The organism is Desulfobaculum bizertense DSM 18034 (assembly GCF_900167065.1).
In the GTDB taxonomy this organism is placed as follows: domain Bacteria; phylum Desulfobacterota; class Desulfovibrionia; order Desulfovibrionales; family Desulfovibrionaceae; genus Desulfobaculum; species Desulfobaculum bizertense.
The window spans coordinates 77,039-93,235 of the sequence record NZ_FUYA01000009.1; the positions used below are offsets into that span (position 1 = coordinate 77,039).

General features: G+C 52.6%; 13 protein-coding genes. 4 read left to right on the forward strand and 9 right to left on the reverse strand.

Annotation, left to right across the window (positions count from 1 at the left end; all coding sequences use genetic code 11):
• The first annotated feature begins 203 nt into the window (after positions 1–203).
• Positions 204–2,048 (forward strand): UbiD family decarboxylase, encoded by a 1,845-nt coding sequence (locus tag B5D23_RS12410; protein WP_078685770.1) that lies wholly within the window; start codon positions 204–206, stop codon positions 2,046–2,048.
• A gap of 41 nt (positions 2,049–2,089) precedes the next feature.
• On the opposite strand, the gene B5D23_RS12415 is transcribed toward B5D23_RS12410, so the two are convergent.
• Genes B5D23_RS12415 through B5D23_RS12435 form a run of 5 tightly spaced genes read right to left on the reverse strand, consistent with a single transcriptional unit; the run spans position 2,090 to position 5,964 of the window.
• The gene (locus B5D23_RS12415) at positions 2,090–3,127 is read right to left on the reverse strand and encodes an acyltransferase (RefSeq protein WP_078685771.1); all 1,038 of its coding nucleotides are present in this window, start codon (positions 3,125–3,127) and stop codon (positions 2,090–2,092) included.
• A gap of 9 nt (positions 3,128–3,136) precedes the next feature.
• A complete protein-coding gene (locus B5D23_RS12420; RefSeq protein ID WP_078685772.1) occupies positions 3,137–4,024 on the reverse strand; it encodes a hypothetical protein in 888 nt (295 codons plus the stop codon).
• Positions 4,021–4,461, reverse strand: a complete 441-nt coding sequence (locus B5D23_RS12425) for a PqqD family protein (RefSeq protein ID WP_078685773.1) — start codon at positions 4,459–4,461, stop codon at positions 4,021–4,023. Before B5D23_RS12425 ends, B5D23_RS12420 begins: the two co-directional genes overlap by 4 nt.
• On the reverse strand, positions 4,379–5,338 hold the full coding sequence (locus B5D23_RS12430; protein WP_078685774.1) for a hypothetical protein: 960 nt from the start codon (positions 5,336–5,338) through the stop codon (positions 4,379–4,381). Before B5D23_RS12430 ends, B5D23_RS12425 begins: the two co-directional genes overlap by 83 nt.
• 11 nt (positions 5,339–5,349) lie before the next feature.
• Positions 5,350–5,964, reverse strand: a complete 615-nt coding sequence (locus B5D23_RS12435) for a hypothetical protein (RefSeq protein ID WP_144012620.1) — start codon at positions 5,962–5,964, stop codon at positions 5,350–5,352.
• Between the two features lie 166 nt (positions 5,965–6,130).
• Between B5D23_RS12435 and B5D23_RS12440 the strand changes: the two genes are divergently transcribed.
• Positions 6,131–7,645: a PP2C family protein-serine/threonine phosphatase gene (locus tag B5D23_RS12440; protein ID WP_348980892.1), complete on the forward strand. Its 1,515-nt coding sequence runs from the start codon at positions 6,131–6,133 to the stop codon at positions 7,643–7,645.
• On the opposite strand, the gene B5D23_RS12445 is transcribed toward B5D23_RS12440, so the two are convergent.
• The 3 genes from B5D23_RS12445 to B5D23_RS12455 are packed head-to-tail and all read right to left on the reverse strand — an operon-like array spanning position 7,593 to position 10,554.
• Positions 7,593–7,934 carry an STAS domain-containing protein gene (locus B5D23_RS12445; protein ID WP_078685777.1) on the reverse strand — a complete coding sequence of 114 codons (342 nt, stop codon included), beginning with the start codon at positions 7,932–7,934 and terminating at the stop codon, positions 7,593–7,595. The two genes, B5D23_RS12440 and B5D23_RS12445, sit on opposite strands and share 53 nt — an antisense overlap.
• Before the next feature lie 2 nt (positions 7,935–7,936).
• Entirely contained in the window at positions 7,937–8,389 is a 453-nt protein-coding gene (locus B5D23_RS12450; protein WP_078685778.1) for an ATP-binding protein, read from the reverse strand.
• A complete protein-coding gene (locus B5D23_RS12455; RefSeq protein WP_078685779.1) occupies positions 8,386–10,554 on the reverse strand; it encodes a SpoIIE family protein phosphatase in 2,169 nt (722 codons plus the stop codon). The genes B5D23_RS12450 and B5D23_RS12455 overlap by 4 nt, the downstream gene beginning before the upstream one ends.
• Positions 10,555–10,706: 152 nt before the next feature.
• On the opposite strand from B5D23_RS12455, the gene B5D23_RS12460 reads away from it, so the two are divergent.
• Together B5D23_RS12460 and B5D23_RS12465 are read left to right on the forward strand one after the other, a co-directional pair.
• The gene (locus tag B5D23_RS12460; protein ID WP_078685780.1) at positions 10,707–13,229 is read left to right on the forward strand and encodes an ABC transporter ATP-binding protein/permease; all 2,523 of its coding nucleotides are present in this window, start codon (positions 10,707–10,709) and stop codon (positions 13,227–13,229) included.
• Positions 13,210–13,740, forward strand: coding sequence for a Crp/Fnr family transcriptional regulator (locus tag B5D23_RS12465; protein ID WP_078685781.1), 531 nt, complete (start codon positions 13,210–13,212; stop codon positions 13,738–13,740). The genes B5D23_RS12460 and B5D23_RS12465 overlap by 20 nt, the downstream gene beginning before the upstream one ends.
• 492 nt (positions 13,741–14,232) lie before the next feature.
• Here B5D23_RS12465 and B5D23_RS12470 read toward each other — a convergent pair whose 3' ends face one another.
• Positions 14,233–16,188 (reverse strand): OPT family oligopeptide transporter, encoded by a 1,956-nt coding sequence (locus tag B5D23_RS12470; protein ID WP_078685782.1) that lies wholly within the window; start codon positions 16,186–16,188, stop codon positions 14,233–14,235.
• Positions 16,189–16,197: the final 9 nt, after the last annotated feature.

Consider the following 16,197-nt stretch of genomic DNA (forward strand, 5'->3'; position numbering starts at 1 on the left):
GAATACGATGGTGACGAAGAGTCGTTGGTGAGTGTCACCAGAGGTCAGGCAGCTGACATACCTTTTTCGATTCCCCCTGTAAACTCCCTGCCAGAGTTGCCTGCGTTCTGTACACCCGGCAACGACTTCTGGATTCTTGCTTTTGAGCTGGAGTTCGGGCAAAACTCCTGCACAGTACATCCATAACCACGACTGGGAAAACAATGGGCTACACAAATTTACAGCAGTGTGTTGAAGACCTCGAAGCACGAGGCGAGCTTATTCGCATTGGAAAAAGTCTGGACCCGCATCTGGAAATTGGCGCAATACAGCGTCGGGTCTTTCGGGCTGGTGGGCCTGCACTTCTCTTTACCAATGTTAAGGGTTCCCGCTTCCCTATGCTGGGGAATCTTTTTGGCACAATGGAAAGAGCACGATATATTTTTCGGGATACCCTCCCTGCGCTCAAGGCTCTTTTTCGGGCCAAGGCAGACCCCGGTGCCGCGCTGAAAAAGCCGTGGGCCTTTCGTAGCGCTCCCCGGGTGCTTTATGGTGCACTCCCCAAGAGCGTTAAAGATGGACCCATTCTAGCCCATCAGACATGCCTTTCCGAGCTACCGCAGCTTGTTTCGTGGCCGATGGATGGCGGGGCGTTTGTCACCCTGCCTCAGGTCTATTCAGAAAATCCGGCTGCCCCTGGGTATAAAAACTCCAATCTTGGAATGTATCGTGTCCAGATTTCTGGAAACGACTACGAGAAAGACAGGGAAGTCGGCCTGCACTATCAGATTCACCGGGGCCTTGGTATTCATCATTCTGAGGCCATGAAAAAGGGACAGCCTCTCAAGGTGAACATTTTTGTAGGTGGAGCGCCTGCCATGACTCTTGCGGCTGTTATGCCGCTTCCTGAGGGCCTTTCGGAACTCATGTTTGCCGGAGCGCTGGCAGGAAAGCGGATGCGCATGGTGCGAAATGGTACCGGCCTCCCCATGTTGGCCGAAGCAGATTTTTGTATCTGTGGCACCCTGTATGGAAGTCAGCAAAAGCCAGAGGGTCCCTTTGGCGATCATATTGGGTATTACAGCCTGACGCATGACTTCCCTGTGCTGCATGTGGATAATGTTTATTACCGGGAAGGTGCAATCTGGCCCTTCACAACTGTGGGACGTCCTCCGCAGGAAGACACAGTTTTTGGAACCTTTATTCATGAACTCACAGAGGAGCTGGTTCCCACAGTCTTTCCGGGAGTGCATGAGGTCCATGCCGTGGATGCTTCTGGCGTGCACCCACTGCTTTTGGCTGTGGGGAGTGAGCGCTATGTCCCGTATGCCGAGGAACGGCAGCCACAGGAACTTTTGACGAACGGCATGGCCCTGTTGGGAAATACGCAGACCTCGCTTGCCAAGTATCTGTTTATTGGTGCCCGTGAAGACGACTCAACCCTGTCCGCGCATGATTTGCCGTCATTCTTCCGGCACATTCTGGAGCGCACAGACATGCGTCGGGATTTGCATTTTGTGACTAAGACGACCATAGATACGCTGGACTACTCAGGCACAGGACTGAATGCTGGCTCAAAGCTGGTCTGGGCGGCCGCTGGCCCTGCAAAGCGCAGACTTGATTCTGCATTGCCCGGTGATTTGCGCCTTGCTGAGGGCTTTACTGCTCCGCGCTGCTTTGCTCCCGGGATTGTTGTGGTGCAGGGACCTCAGCATACGGGTGCCAGAGGAGTACAAGACCCACAGCTTGAGGCTCTGGCCGATGTGCTGGGGCAACAGCTGGAGGCCCTCGATGGTCTGCCGCTTTGTGTTGTTGTGGATGACGTCGATTTTGCCGCCAAAAACTGGGAGAATTTTGTGTGGGTGAGCTTCTCTCGTTCTGATCCGGCAACGGACATCTATGGCGCTCATGCTGAGACGCAGTGCAAGCACTGGGGTACTCCCGGCCCTGTGATTATTGATGCCCGGCTCAAGTCTTTTCAGGCTCCGCCGCTTGATCCTGATCCGGATGTAGAAAAGCGTGTTGATGCGCTGGCTGCTCCGGGCGCACCACTTCATGGTGTCTATTAGTTTTTCTGAAAGAACGAAGCCCCCTGAAAAGGGGGCTTTTTTTATGTCACAAAGCGCTTGAGCCATTTGGAGCGGCTCATGGCAATGCAGAGGAGCATGCTCGCCACCCAGACGAGCACAGGGAAAACACATTGCCAGAGCAGGGGCGGGATGACGTTGTCGAGGTAGTCAATCCAGCGCTGGAGCAGGATGTGTGACGCATAGATGCCGGGACTGTAAATTCCGAGCTTGGGGAGAAACGTGTTTTCCAGAAAGTGTGGTTGCGTCACCACAAGGTGCAGGATGCCGATGGCCTGGGGAATATTGCCGAGGAAATAGTCGCCATATGGAGCCTGAAAAACAGAGAAAAGGAAAATCATTTCCGTAAACTGGAGGAGTGTTCCTCCGAGTATCAGGCCCCATGCGTTGACGTGAAGCTGCGTCTTGCGCTGGGCATATGCAAAGCCGAGTGCAACGGGCAGGGTGCTAAAAAAAGGTCCATCGCGAAGAACAAAGCGGTCAATGTCGAGACCTATGCCGGGGACGACTCTGTAGGACTGGCCGAGCATTCCAAAAAGGTAAAGAGCTGCGGCAAGAAAGAGGAGAAGTTTTGTTTGGCGGAATGCCCCAAAGAGCCATATGAGCAAAATGGCATAGATGAGGGCAGGGAAAAACCAGAGATGGAAAGTGGTGCCAAAGCGGAAAAAGAGGATGGGGTCATGAAAGAGCCGGTGAAAGGTGAAGTCGGTCCAGATGGAAAACGCTCCCAGTCCATGCTGAAAAAAAAGCTTGGGCTTGGGCATGACGGCATACACGAGGCACCAGAACAGAAAGAGCGAAAGAACGCGCCAGAGGGTACGCTTTGCCGCAGTGTGAATCCCTCGGCTCTGAGCAGAGCGGCCAAAGAAGTAGCCTGAAATAATGAAAAAGCTGGGGACGGCAAAGCGGCAGATGTTTTCTATGAAAAAGTCCGTGCCTTTGCTCATGGGCGTGAGCACAGGCAGATTTTCAAAGGGCTGCGTGTGCAGGAGAACGACCGCCATAATTGCGAGGGTTCTGACGGCATCGGCTCCGGCAAGGTAGGACGTCTTTCTGGACATGGCGAATCCTTATTTATGAAAAATGTACCACGGGCCTTGGCGGAGATACTCTTTCCATGGACTGGAAAGCAGACCTCCAGAAAAAAGCTGCTTTTCGTCATGTTCGCGCAGCAGGCTGTTAAAGAGCACCATATCACAGGCCCGCTCACGTTGGTTGAGGGCTGTGAGTTCTTCCTCAAAGCGTTCGAGCAGAGGAATAATGTCAGCTCGGTCTCCTCCCAGAATGCCGCAGTTCAGGACTGGACGGCTTCCGAGCTTTGCCGGAACTCGTCCCTGAAGGCGTTCGTACTGGCGGCAAAGCCATGGATTTTCCCGAATCGTTCCGGGTTCATGCCCCAGGAAATAGCGAAAGCCTTTTCTGTGCCTGACCTGCCATGTTGCCCGAAGCCCCCAGCGCCGAACCTCGGTCGGGCTGGTGCAGCGAGTGAGCGCTGTGGGGTCAATAAAGTCCTCAGGCTCCCGGTTCTCGAGCAAGGCAAACGGGTCTCGCCCAAAAAAGAGATCTCCAACATCGGTGAGGAAAACCTTGTCGCAGGGAAATACGCGGAGCAGTTCCAGTGCATGAAGAAAGCGTTCGTCATTGGGAGTGAAGCCCCGTGGGGTGACCTCGGCACAGTACAGGCTCCCGTATCCGGTGCTGGCCTTGGCAAAAATGGCGCGTATTCCATCCTGAAAGCTTTCGCTGGCTTTGTTGACGATGAGAACGGTATGCAGGCCGCAGCGGGCTGCGCTGCTGAGCCAGCGTTCGACATATTCAAGGGCGTCTGGGTGATGCTGTGTTTTGATTTGAGGGTCTTTGCTGCTGGTCAGGTAGCTGCCAAGAACAATGTCGCGTCCTTCAAAGCAGGTGGGCGCGACGTTTGGTGAGCTTTGTGGATAGAGCTGAAAGAGTTTCATTTTGGCTCCCTGCGGCTTGGGTCATGAGGTGGCAGAAGGGCAATAAGCCCTCGGCGGCCAAGTTCCCGCAAAAATGTGGACGTTGAAAGCTCTGCCTCACGGGCCTCGAGTTCATATGTTTCCCCAAGGGTTTTGGCTATGGCTCCAACAGAGTGCCTGCCATCGATGAGCGACCAGACAAGGCTTCCGATTTCATCAAGTTCAAGGGTCTTTTTTTGTGGCGGAAAGGGGGCTTTTCTGAGGCGTTCGTGAGCACGGACAAACCACGGTTTGAGCGCCAGTTCATAGTGCAGGCGGCAGCTCCCTTTGTCCCGGTGCTCAACGTCTATGCTGCTGTTGATAACAGGGATGAATTCAAGGGCCTGTGCCCGGCTTGGTGCTGCGTTCTGGGCTGGCGCTGGTGCTGTCTTTTTGCGTCGTACAAAGGGAAAAAGCATGGCAAAACTCGTTGATTTGCTGGTGAAGTGCGGTGTCTGCGCTGCTGAGGCAGACCGAGAGAAGCATGTTTCCTGAGTGAGGAAGCCAGACGTGGGCCGAGCTTCCCCGACGAGGTATGCCCGGAATTTTTGAGTGAAGCCCCTGCTCAGCCCTGACTCGGAGACGGTCGGTGCCGTGTGGAGCTGCATGAATGGCTGTGGGGCGGAACTGATAACGCTGAAGAAAGTGCTGTGCCCATGTCGTGAGGTCGCTGTGTCGCAGAAGCAGGGACGCTGGGCCTGAGCGAGCAAAACTGAGGCGGCTTTGTCGCATGCCATGCCCCAGAAGAAAGGAGAGTTCAAACTGGCCTGGCCGAAATGATGCGCTGCCAAGCTCCCACTTGGGAGGCAGGGAGACATGAATACCAAAAACTTCCCAGTCATGCTTTGTCGCGTCTGCTGGCTGAAAGCGAAAGGCGCTGGCGACGCGGGCACTGGAGGCTGGTGAGCAGGCAGGCAAAAAAAGAAGGAGGGCAGAGGCTGAATGTTTTGTGCTGTGCAGGAGGAGGCCCAGACCATGCTCTGTGTTGTGTGCCGTTGTTTTCCAAAGAACAGGGGCGAGTTCAAAGCCTGCGTGGTTCAGCTCCTGCATCGCGTCGGCCCATTCTTGAGCTGGGCTATCTGCAATCGAAAGGGAAACCCCAGAAAGCTGTCGCTGAATGTGGCGAAGAAGCGTCTTGGGGACAAAGCGTGGCTGCTGGAAATTCCAGATGCAGGTCAGGGCTGGCCCAGAATCGGACTCAAGGGACAGGTGCCCCTTTCGGAGGCTGGCTGGTGACCAGTCCGCAGGGGTAAAGAGTTCTATTCCATCCCACGCGATGCGGTGAAAATCCGTCATGCTCGTGCACCTTAGTGCGGCAGGAAGGTTTTGAGATCAACAGCCTTGTCTATGGGCTTATGCTTTTCGTGTTCCTTTTCGTGCTTCTTTTTCCAGCATTCCAGTTCCTTGAGATACAGGGAACGCAGGGTCATTTTGACGGAAACGCCGGGACGAAATTCAGGGTTTCGGCTGTAAGTCAAAAGTATCTCGACCTTTTCGCCTTTCTCCCCAGTAAATACCCATTGCCAGGACTGAATGATGTGAAAGGCATCACCTTGCCAGGTGCGCTTTTTGCCGAGCTTTTTGTCGTAGAGATCAAGCAGGTCTTCAAACAGCTCTTCGCTGCGGTCCTGAAACTTGATTTTTACTCGGACAATGGTCCCCGGTGCAAAGCAGTTGCCCACACCAATGGTTCCACCACGCACACCCGGAAGCTGGCCGCGATCAATATTGATCTCTGTGATGTACATCTCATCACGCAGGGCAATGGCTGTATCTTCAACGCACATTTCTTCACAGCTTGAGATGTGATCTCCAAGCGTGATGCCTGCAATGGTGAGCGGAAGATCGCTCTTTGCATATGCTGTTGACGTAAGACACAGGCACAAAAGAAGGAAAAAAAGAATTTTTCGATGCATATTCATATGGTAGCCCGCAGCAAATCTTTTTGCAAAGAAAATGGAAGCGCATTGCTGCATTGTGTATACTTTGGGAAACCCTGTGACCAAGGAGCAGGCTGTGAGGGCTGTCTTTTTTTATGTCTTTTCCGTGCTGGTCCTGACGCTGTATGGCGGACGGGTCTGACCGTTTTTGGATTCGCTTCCCGTGTGGAGGCTCCTCTTTTTGCTGGCAGTGAGCTTTGGTGTGGCCTTTGTGTTGCGCCGTGCATTGCTTCGATCTGTTGTTTTGTCTGCCCGGCCCCGGCAGCAGCCCTTGCGCCAGTTTATGCTGGATTTCTTCTGCCTTGTGCTCGCAGGGCTGGGCTTTGGACTGTATGGACAGGTCGTGCTAGGCTTTCCCTTTTCTGCCAGCGGTTCAAAGGTTCTTTTGGGTGCGGTGTCGCTGGCCTTCTTTGCGGCACTCGACCTGCGGCTTGAGCGTGAACGCCGACTCTTGAAAGAGCTGGCGCATGATGGAAGTTTTCGAGAACTTCCCCGAAGTTTTAGCCCGCTCACGCAGCGTTTTGCCCTTGTTGCTCTTTTGGCTCTCCTGCTTTTTACCGGTATTCTCCTTCTGGTTATGACCAAGGATATTCAGTGGATTGTGCAGAGTTCTGGCGTGGATCGCTCCCATGCTGTGCGCTCTGTTGTCCTCGATATTAGTCTGGTCATGGGCGTGTTTGTGCTGCTTTTGGTGAATTTGATTTTTTCCTTTTCGCGGAATCTTCGTTTGTTGTTTGAGAATCAGACCAGAACACTGGAGCGGGTGAGTCAGGGAGATCTTGATGTCTGGGTTCCGGCAATGACTCGTGACGAATTTGGCTACATTGCCGGGCGAACCAACCAGATGATTGATGCCCTGCGAGACCGGATGCGTCTTGTGCAGGGTATGCAGGTCGCAAGTGAGATTCAGTCCAGCCTGCAACCTCATTCCAGCCCTGCGCTGTGTGGCTGTCAGCTTGCCGCAGAGAGTCGCTTTTCAGATGAAACAGGCGGTGATTATTATGACTTTTTGCCACTTCCTGACGAGGACAGGCGAGTGCTTTTTGCCCTCGGTGATGTCTCTGGGCATGGTGTTGGTGCTGCGCTTTTGATGGCTTCGGTTCGGTCCCTGTTGCGGATGCGGGCCTTTGCTGGAGGAACTCCCGGTGAGCTGTGCACGGATGTGAACGCCATGATTGCGCGAGATACGTTTGGCTCTGGGCGATTCATGACGCTTTTTTTGATGGAGTATATGCCAGAAACAAAAGTTTTGAGCTGGGTTAGTGCCGGACATGATCCTGCGTTCTATATTCCTGCTGGTTCAAGGACAATTGAATACCTTGGCGGTCACAACCTGCCTCTTGGGGTGCAGCGGGATGGGAAATATGAAACCGCAGATTCTCGCACAGTGCAGGAGGGGGATTTAATTGTGCTGGCGACCGACGGCGTGTGGGAAGCAAGGTCGTCCGAGGGGACGATGTTTGGCAAGAAACGGCTGGAGACTCTGCTCATGAATAATGCACACAAAAAAGCCAATGAAATTGTTCAGGCTGTGATTGAAGCCCTGAATACATTCACTGGCTCTTTTCCTCGAGAGGACGATATGACTCTCGTTGTTTTGCGCATTGGCCCTAGCTGTTCTGAACACTCTCCAGAGCCGTATCGCACTGAGGAAACAGCTTAAAAATTTTATCATAACCAGAGATGCTAAAAACTTCCTGTATGTAGTCTTTGAGACCACAGACAAGGATGTTGCCACCTCCTCCGGAGAGTTTTTGGTAGGCCAGTACCAGAACCCGAAGCCCTGAGCTGTTGATGTAGACCAGCTCGGAAAAATCGAAAATAAGGTGCTTGGCGTTTTTGTCGAGTTCGTTTTTTACAAGCGCTTCAAGATCATCAACGCTGGAGCTGTCGAGGCGTCCTGTAGCTTTGATGACTGCTGTCCCTTCCTGATGATCAATGCTGATGCTCATGCTCAATCCTTTGGCTGTGCGTTGTCTTCTTCGGAAAAGTGTCTGGTAAGAATCAGGATGTTTTTCCCGTCTTCTCTGCTGTACCGCAACTCTTCCATACAGGTCTTCACAATGTGGATACCCATGCCCCCGATGCGTTTTTTGCGTTTTTCGAGGGGGGTCTCAAGCTCCGGCTCAGGAGCTGTTAGGGGGTTAAATTCATCTCCAGAATCTTCAAGGCGCACGGTAATGTGCTGCGGCTTGCAGCTCACGTCTATTTCTATGGGGGGCGAATCTGGGGCAAGCCCGCCATAGTTGATGATGTTGGTGACAAGTTCATCGAGTGTAAGCACAAGTTTGAAGATGACGTTTTCCGGGACGCGGTGCTGCCGCGCGTAGTCTTCGATCTGGGAAACCACGGAGTCGAAGTTGCCGCGCTCTGGGGGGAGGCTGATGTGAAGCGAGTGCATTTTCATGCGGATTCCCCCTCTGTATTCTGCGCATCCTGTCCCATGAATTTCATCACAATAAGTGTGACATCGTCGTCCAGCGGGTGCCCATCGGTAAATTCATCTATGGCGTCCAGAATGCGTCGCTTAATGCTCAGGGACGAAAGGGATGCGTTGCTTCGCAGAACATCCCGGAGCCTGTCTTTCCCAAACATTTCGTTTTGGGCATTGTGTGCTTCCCAGATGCCATCTGTACTCAGAAGTATGACGGTTCCCGGCTCCAGAACCTGTGATTTTTGAGAACCGTAGGGGAAGTTTGTCGTAATCCCAAGAGGCAGTCCTTCACCATCCAGTTCACTAAAGCTGTCTGAGGCAGGGGAATACACAATTGCGGGATCGTGCCCTGCCTTGACCCATTCCAGCTCGTTGCTGGTATGGTCGAGTTCTATGTAGAACATTGTGATGAAGTTTCCTGTGCCTGCGAGATCAGAGCTAATCAGGGCATTGACCTGTTCCATGAGTTCAGCCGGGCTGTGATTCTGTGCGCTGAGCGCCCGGAGTTCTGCCCGGATGGTTGCCATAATAAGCGCTGGGGCCAGTCCGTGTCCGGTGACATCACCAATGACAATGCTTGCCTTGGGGCTGTCTGGGCAGGGATAAAAATAGTCGAAATAGTCGCCACCCGTTTCGTCGCAGGACGTACTGAGTCCCGAGAGTTCCCAGCCCGGAATTTCTGGCGGAGCAGAGGGCAGCAGACGCTGCTGAACTTCCTGAGCCAGTTCCAGTGCCTGTTTTTGCTGTACCTGTTCCCGAAGCTTTGGACCAGATTCATTCAGGACATCAATCAGCCTGTCCCGTTCGTCATTGAGCCGGAAATCAATGCGGGCATCAAAATCACCTTCGTTAATCCGGCTTGCGACATCAGCAATTTTTTCAATAGGCTTGGTGAGTATTCTGGTCCCAATCGTGGTGAAGAGAATGAGAATAAACAGTGTGACTGCCACGGCAATGATGATGGCGGTACTCTGCTGGCGGGTGGTATCCAGAATGATTTTTCGGGCTTTGTTCGGGATGGTTTCTGTGACCGAAAGCGGCACAATAATCATGTGAAAATGGGTAGAGCTTCTGGCACGGGCAAAGGCCCAAAGTGAGGGGCGCCCCCGGTATGGGAGCGTGATATAGCTCTTTTTGACAGTTTTCATTTCTCGCAGGAGCTGTTCCTGCCCGCCGGGGTCAGAGCTTTCGAGCCACTTTGCCTGAAGGCTGCTGCGCCAGTGGTGCATGGCTTGTGACTGTCCCTGTCTCTGAGCATAGATTCTCAGCCCTGTTCCACCATTTTCTTTTTCGCGAAGCAGCACCATGAAGACCTGAGCCTGACTCGACCAGCGGTCTGTGATGCCGTCATCCTTGAGAATGTTGGGGAGAAGGATGTCCAGAGCGACGACACCCTGAAAGGTGCCATTGCTGTCCTTTGTGGGCATACAGATGGTGTAAATGACCCGCTGGGTCGTGATGTCGATGTGGGGTTCTGTCCAGAACGTCCCATCATTTTTTTGTGCTGTTTTGTAATAGGGCCGGGAGCGCCCATCGAAGTGCGAGGGGTAGGCTCCGTGCCCAGGGTAGGCGAGGTGCAGGCCGTTTCTGAGCGTGATGTGAACGCGGAAAACAGCGCCGTTGGTTCCCTCAAGAATATGCCGGAGGGCAGGGGTGAGAGTATACAGCTTTTGGGCATCTCGAAGTCTATCCGGCGATTTGACGCGGCCGGGGTAGTAGATTGATGGGAATGCAAAGCTGACTTTGACGGGGATGCGTTGGCCCATCATGGTGCTTCGGTAATAATTCGGGAAGCTTGAAAGGTCAGGTGGAGCGGTGTCTGCGTTGTCAAAGTCCTGTGCGGAAAAAATGCGAAACTTGTCTTTACTCTCAGGTTCGGTCAGGGCCTCTTCCACATCACGGTTGAGGTCCTGAAGAATAAAGGACAGCGAATCATGTGCGCGGTACATATCGCGAACATGGATTGCCGCAGTCTGGCTCAGCTCTTCACCAATGAGACGCTCCAGATTGCTTCCTATACTCAGCGCCAGCTTGTCGCCGCCGCGGAGCAGTATGGAATTACTGAGTATTGCGACAATGGTGAGTGGAAGCAGGGCAACCAAAAGAGACGTCAGGAAAAGTTTCCATCGAAAGCTCATAGGACCTCACAAAGCAAAACACAGGGATAGAGTCTGCAATGATACCACGCTCTTGATATCCCAAACAAGGAATGGATTCCTGCGTGACCGCATTGTGCCTCTCATGATATAAGATTTGTGTATATCTTGTATAGCATGGGAGAAAAAAGCGCATGGCCGAAACAAAGGTGACGCAACGTTCGCTGTATTCCTGGGTGCTGGGGAAGAATCTCAAATATCAGGCTATCCTCGTCGTTCTGGTTGTGGCGACAGTCGGTGCCCGTGTTTTTCCACTTGAGATGCAAAAGCGAATCATCAATGAAGCCATTGCATTCAAGGACATAACGGCACTCTTTCTCTACAGCGGATTATATATTTCAGCTGTTGTTCTGGCAGGGCTGCTCAAGTATGTTCTGAACGTTTTGCAGAGTTTCATCGGGCAAAAAACCATTGTCGAAGTCCGAAGCCGTCTTTTTGCCCATGTTCTTTCCCTGCCTCTTGATTTTTTCCGCCGGACCTCCCCCGGTCACGTCATTTCTTCCATTGTTCAGGAGCTTGCTCCAATAGGCGATTTCATCGGGATGGCCATTGCTGTGCCTCTCGTCAATGTACTCACCTTCATCGCAATGGGTGCGTACATGTTTTATCTCAATCCGCTCCTTGGCGCGATTTCAATCGCCATTTATCCAATTGATTTTATGGTCTTGCCGCTCTTGCAGCGCCGGTTCAATGCCTACAACAGGAAGCGTCTGCGCCAGATGCGTGAGATGAGTTCAATGGTTGGCGAGAGTGTTTCCGGTGTGCAGGAAGTACACGGAAACGGGTCTGTTGCTCTCGAAGGCAAGAAGTTTTCTGAGCATGTGAACAGGCTTTTTCGCTACAACATGTTTTTCTCTGCCTACAAGTTTGGCATTAAGTTTACGAACAACTTTTTCCAGAGTCTTGGACCATTTTCACTTTTCCTCGTTGGTGGCTGGCTTGCCATTCATGGTCATTTTGATCTTGGTGCTCTGGTCGCTTTTCTTTCCGCGTATGAGAAGCTGTATGACCCATGGAAAGAACTGATTGAGTTTTATCAGGCCTATCAGGATGGGCGAGTGCGCTATCGTCAGGTTATGGAAACCTTTGATCTTGACCCAGAGCATCAGTTCAGCCCCGAGGGGCGCGAACCGCATTCTCTCGAAGGTAATATTTCGTTTCATGATGTGAGCTTTGTCGTGAATGGCAACATCCGTTTACTCGATGGCATTTCCCTTGAGCTTAAACATGGCGAGCACCTTGCCCTTGTGGGCTTTTCCGGCAGCGGCAAGTCGACGCTCGCTCTCGTCCTTGCCCAGCTCTATACCTATTCCAGCGGCAAGGTGTTTATTGACGGCAAGGAACTGAATGATCTGACTCGGCAGGATGTTGTCTGGAATACGGGAATTGTTGCGCAGCAACCGTTTATTTTTAGCGGGACGCTTCGGGAAAATCTCGTGTATGCCTGCGAAGCCGAGCGCTTGCAGGGCGGTCGGGAAGAGAGCGAGATGCCTGATCTTGACCGGCTTATTGAAGCTGTGCAGCAGGTTGGTCTTTTCCTCGATGTTTTGCGTTTTGGAACGCAGGGCGTCATTGACCCCGAGGAGAACCCCGACCTTGTACAGCGCATCATTCATGCTCGCGAAAGTTTCAGCACGCGACATGCGACGGACCTTTCACGCGATATTGAGTTTTTCTCGCCCGACAGTTTTATGCAGTATGGTTCTGTGGCTGAGAATATTGTATTTGGAGCTGTGAACCGTTCTGAATTCGCCATTGAGACTTTAGGGAGTCGTCCGCGTTTTCGTGCGTTTCTCAAGAAAGAAAATATTGAGTTGCCGCTTGTTGCTCTGGGTGCGGAAATCGCTTTTCGTACTATCGACATGCAGCGGACCACCAGCGTTGGCGATGCCTTGTTTGACGAAACGCCAGTGAGTCGCTCCAGTATTGATGAGACTGCGCATCTTGTTGACCGTCTTGCCCGTGTGCATGGCTCTGACCCTGACGCTTCCGTGATGGATGTCTCTGACGAAGACAGGCAAATTTTGCTTGATCTCGCTCTTGCGTACATTCCCGGAAAGCATGGCGTGGCAGGTCTTTCTCGATCTCTTGTGGAAAAGCTTCTCGTTGCCCGGCAGCATTTTTCTGAGGCTCTTTCGCAGTCAGACCCCGGTGCCTATTCATTCTATCGACCCAATGAGTACATTTCGGCGCTCTCCATTTTGAACAACATTTTATATGGGCGCATCAAGGAAGAAGGAGCCGGAGCAGAAGAACGGATTCAGGAAGCCGTTATGCGGCTTCTCATCGAAGAAGATATTTTGGAGCGCATTGTGGCGCTTGGCATGGAGTTTCAGGTTGGAACCATGGGAGATCGGCTCTCCGGTGGGCAGCGTCAGAAAGTTGCCCTCGCCCGAGCGTTTCTCAAGAATCCGCCTATCCTTATTTTGGATGAGGCGACCTCCGCTTTGGATAATGCCTCGCAGGCCCGGATTTCCAACCTTTTGCAGGGGCGTTTCAAAGGAACTAGCACCGTTGTTTCTGTCGTCCATCGTCTCGACACGCTTCCGATTTATGATCGCGTTGTGGTGCTCAAGAATGGTCGAATTGTCGAGGTCGGCAGTTATGACGAATTGATAGAAAAGAAAGGGGCGTTATATGAACTCATGCACGGATAGTGAGCGCAAAAATGGCGATGAAAAGTGTGGATTTGAACGCAATCTTGAAATTTTGCGCGAGATTGAGCTTTTCTCTGCGGTCCCTTTTAACAGCCTTAAGGCAATGGCCCTTTTATGTCGCGTCGTTCGGTATGACCCGCAGGAATGTGTTTTTCGGCAGGGGGATTTTGACCACAAAGCGTATTATCTCATTGAAGGATCATGTGAGCTTTTACGTAAGGATGATGGGGCCGAGCACAGTATTGGAATTTTAGAGGCAGGGCAGGTCTTGGGCGCTATGGCTCTTTTGAGTGACGTCCAGCGGCTTTTTTCTTTACGCGTCGTGGAACCGCTTTTCTGTCTCGAAATTGACCGGAACAAGGTCTTTAATGTTTTACTCGAAACCAACGGCGGCAGTGCCGGTTTTCTTAAGGTGCTCGTTAAGCGAATAGTGCACTGGGAAGATGTCCTTTTGAGCGCTCAAACGTGCGAATCTTGCACGTTACAGAATGTCGGCGTGAGTTTGGTATAGGTAAGAGGAAGAAGATTGGGGGCCTGCCCCAGCACGTGAGTGCTGGATGGGTGGGTGGGGGAAGATTGGGGGCCAGCCCCCAAGCCCCCGCGTAAGGGAATGATTCCCTTACGTATCCTCATCGAGTTTAAAAGCCGTGCAAGCTTCGCTTGCACGGCTTTTAAACTTGTTGGGGCTGCCTAAAGCGGCTTCTTTCTCTTTCCCGTGCGTTGCCACCATTTTCTTTTTGAACGCTTGCGTTCAAAAAGAAAGGGTTGGAGCGCAAAGAAAAAGAACACACGCCCAGTTAATTAGGCCGAAAAAAAGGGACCGAAATGGAGAGGAGAGCGTAGCTCTCATCACATTTCGGTCCCTTTTATTTCGGGCGAAAGCGGGATTCCCAAGGGCCTCGTCCTTGGGCGGGGTCAAGGGGCAGCGCCCCTTGCAGAGGTGCGGGGACAGAGTCCCCGCCCACCCTAGCGCCCCTTGCAGAGCACGAGACGAAGTCTTGTTCTAATAGGCCAATCGCCCGAGGGACTTCAAGATGAGAGTGCACCCCATAGCGAACATTCCGGCGAGTCCCATACCGCAGGAGAAGCCTGCGAGGAGGACGGGCGCATAATGGCGCCACTTTTTGCCATACTTCTTGAGGAAGTAAAAGCGACCGAGAAGGGCGCCGAGAACCTCAAGAATAAGGCCATGGGGTGTGCTCTGCCCAAGACCGCGAACTACGCCATAAATAAGAAGGACGGGAAGCCCCATGAGATTGAGAATAAGATAGGCGAGAAGCCCAAGGCCGAGACCGAGACCTACGACCTTCGCGGAGAGGGCTTGAAAGAAGAGGGAATTGCCTTCGAGGGTAGAAGTCTGCATGAGGAGCGTGTTGAGAGCCTGAAGATGCCAAAGCTCCTGAGCAAAGGGATAGTTCGAGGAGGGGATGGGCGCGAGTCTCCAGAGAAACTGGGAAAAGAGAAGTGAGGCGATGAGCACAATGGGGAAGACAACAATTTCGGCTTTGATGATACCGCGTAAACTGGTGCCTGTGAGTTCAATTTGTCGAAACTGAACGGCGGCTTCGCCATAATTGTTGATGGGGATCGGGGCATACCAGATTTCTATTCCCTGATAGCCAAAATACTTGGCTCCGGCGATAAAGCTTGCCTCGCGAACAAGCGGGAGCGTGACGAATTGCCCGGCAATTCCTTCCATCCGGGCAGAAATGTACGAGATGAGGGGCGTGAAAACAAAGCCATAAATGACAAAGAATATCCACGGGAACGAGGGCACGAGAAAGACACATAGCCCGATGTAGGCAAGCGTGGAAAAAACATAAATGGCGATGGAGAGCCAAAAGTTGATGTCTCCGCGCCCTTTGGGTGGATGGAAAAGGGCGTGAAAATCAAGGCCGTCAGTTTTGCGAAAGAGAGAGCGGGCCGCATACCAGATACCAATGGCTCCGACGGCAAGACCAAGCCCAATGCCAAAGCTCATGTAAAAATCAAGATTGTTGGCAAAGACGGTGTCCACTGTTTCCATGCCAGGATGCCAGCGGGTGAGAATGCCGCGGGCATAAAGAAACGGATTGAGAATTACGGTAATAACGAGACCGATGAGACCGCCAATGACGGCCCAAAAGGGGAGGACCATCCCGATAAAGACGAGACCGAGGTCAAGCTGAATACCGGTTGCCACAGCGGGGAGCACGTCCTCGGTTTGCCGGGTCAGCTCAATCCACGGGATGGGGATGAGCCGAATAGGCTCGGAGATTATGAGACCGGAAAGCGCGGGGAGCACAACGTAGAGAAAACCAAAGGCAAGACCAATGACGCCGCCAATGGAGAAGACTCGCCACTTCCAGCCTGTGCGCCTGTCTTCGGTAGATTCGGCAAGGGCCATTGTGCCGAGTGCTCCAACCGGGGCCATTGGGAAAGGGAGTTTTTCGACGTCTGAGGTGATGCGATAAAGCGCATAACCAAGGCCGAAGTGGTCGATGCGGGTAATGAGCTGTGACCCAACGAGAAGAAGGACGGGCATGAGCCAGTCGCGGTGAAAAAATGTCCGTTCAACAAGGGAGTCACTCCCGGGCTGCGGTGCAATCCATGCGGGAATGAATTCAGTGAGGCCGAGCATCTGCGCGGCATCAGACTGGACAAGGTACTGGTTCCATAAAAGTCCTTGAAATGGAGACGCAAGGGCTGCTCCGGCCATGTAGTAGAGCAGAAAAATTTCCTGCTGGCGAAGCTGCGTGTAGGAACGGCGGGCAATGTCGGCAAAAAGGATGATGGTGACCCAGCGAGCTGCTGGACCAATGCTGCTGCCGATGACGAGCTGAAGATACATGCTGCCCGGCATCATGAGAAAGCCTATGAAAATTGCTCCGATAACGGTTTTCCAGCCAAAACCGTCTTCAAAGTGATCGGGTGGTTTTAAGAGGTCTCTATATTCTCGAAGTTCTGCGTCGTCGTACATGCCACGCTC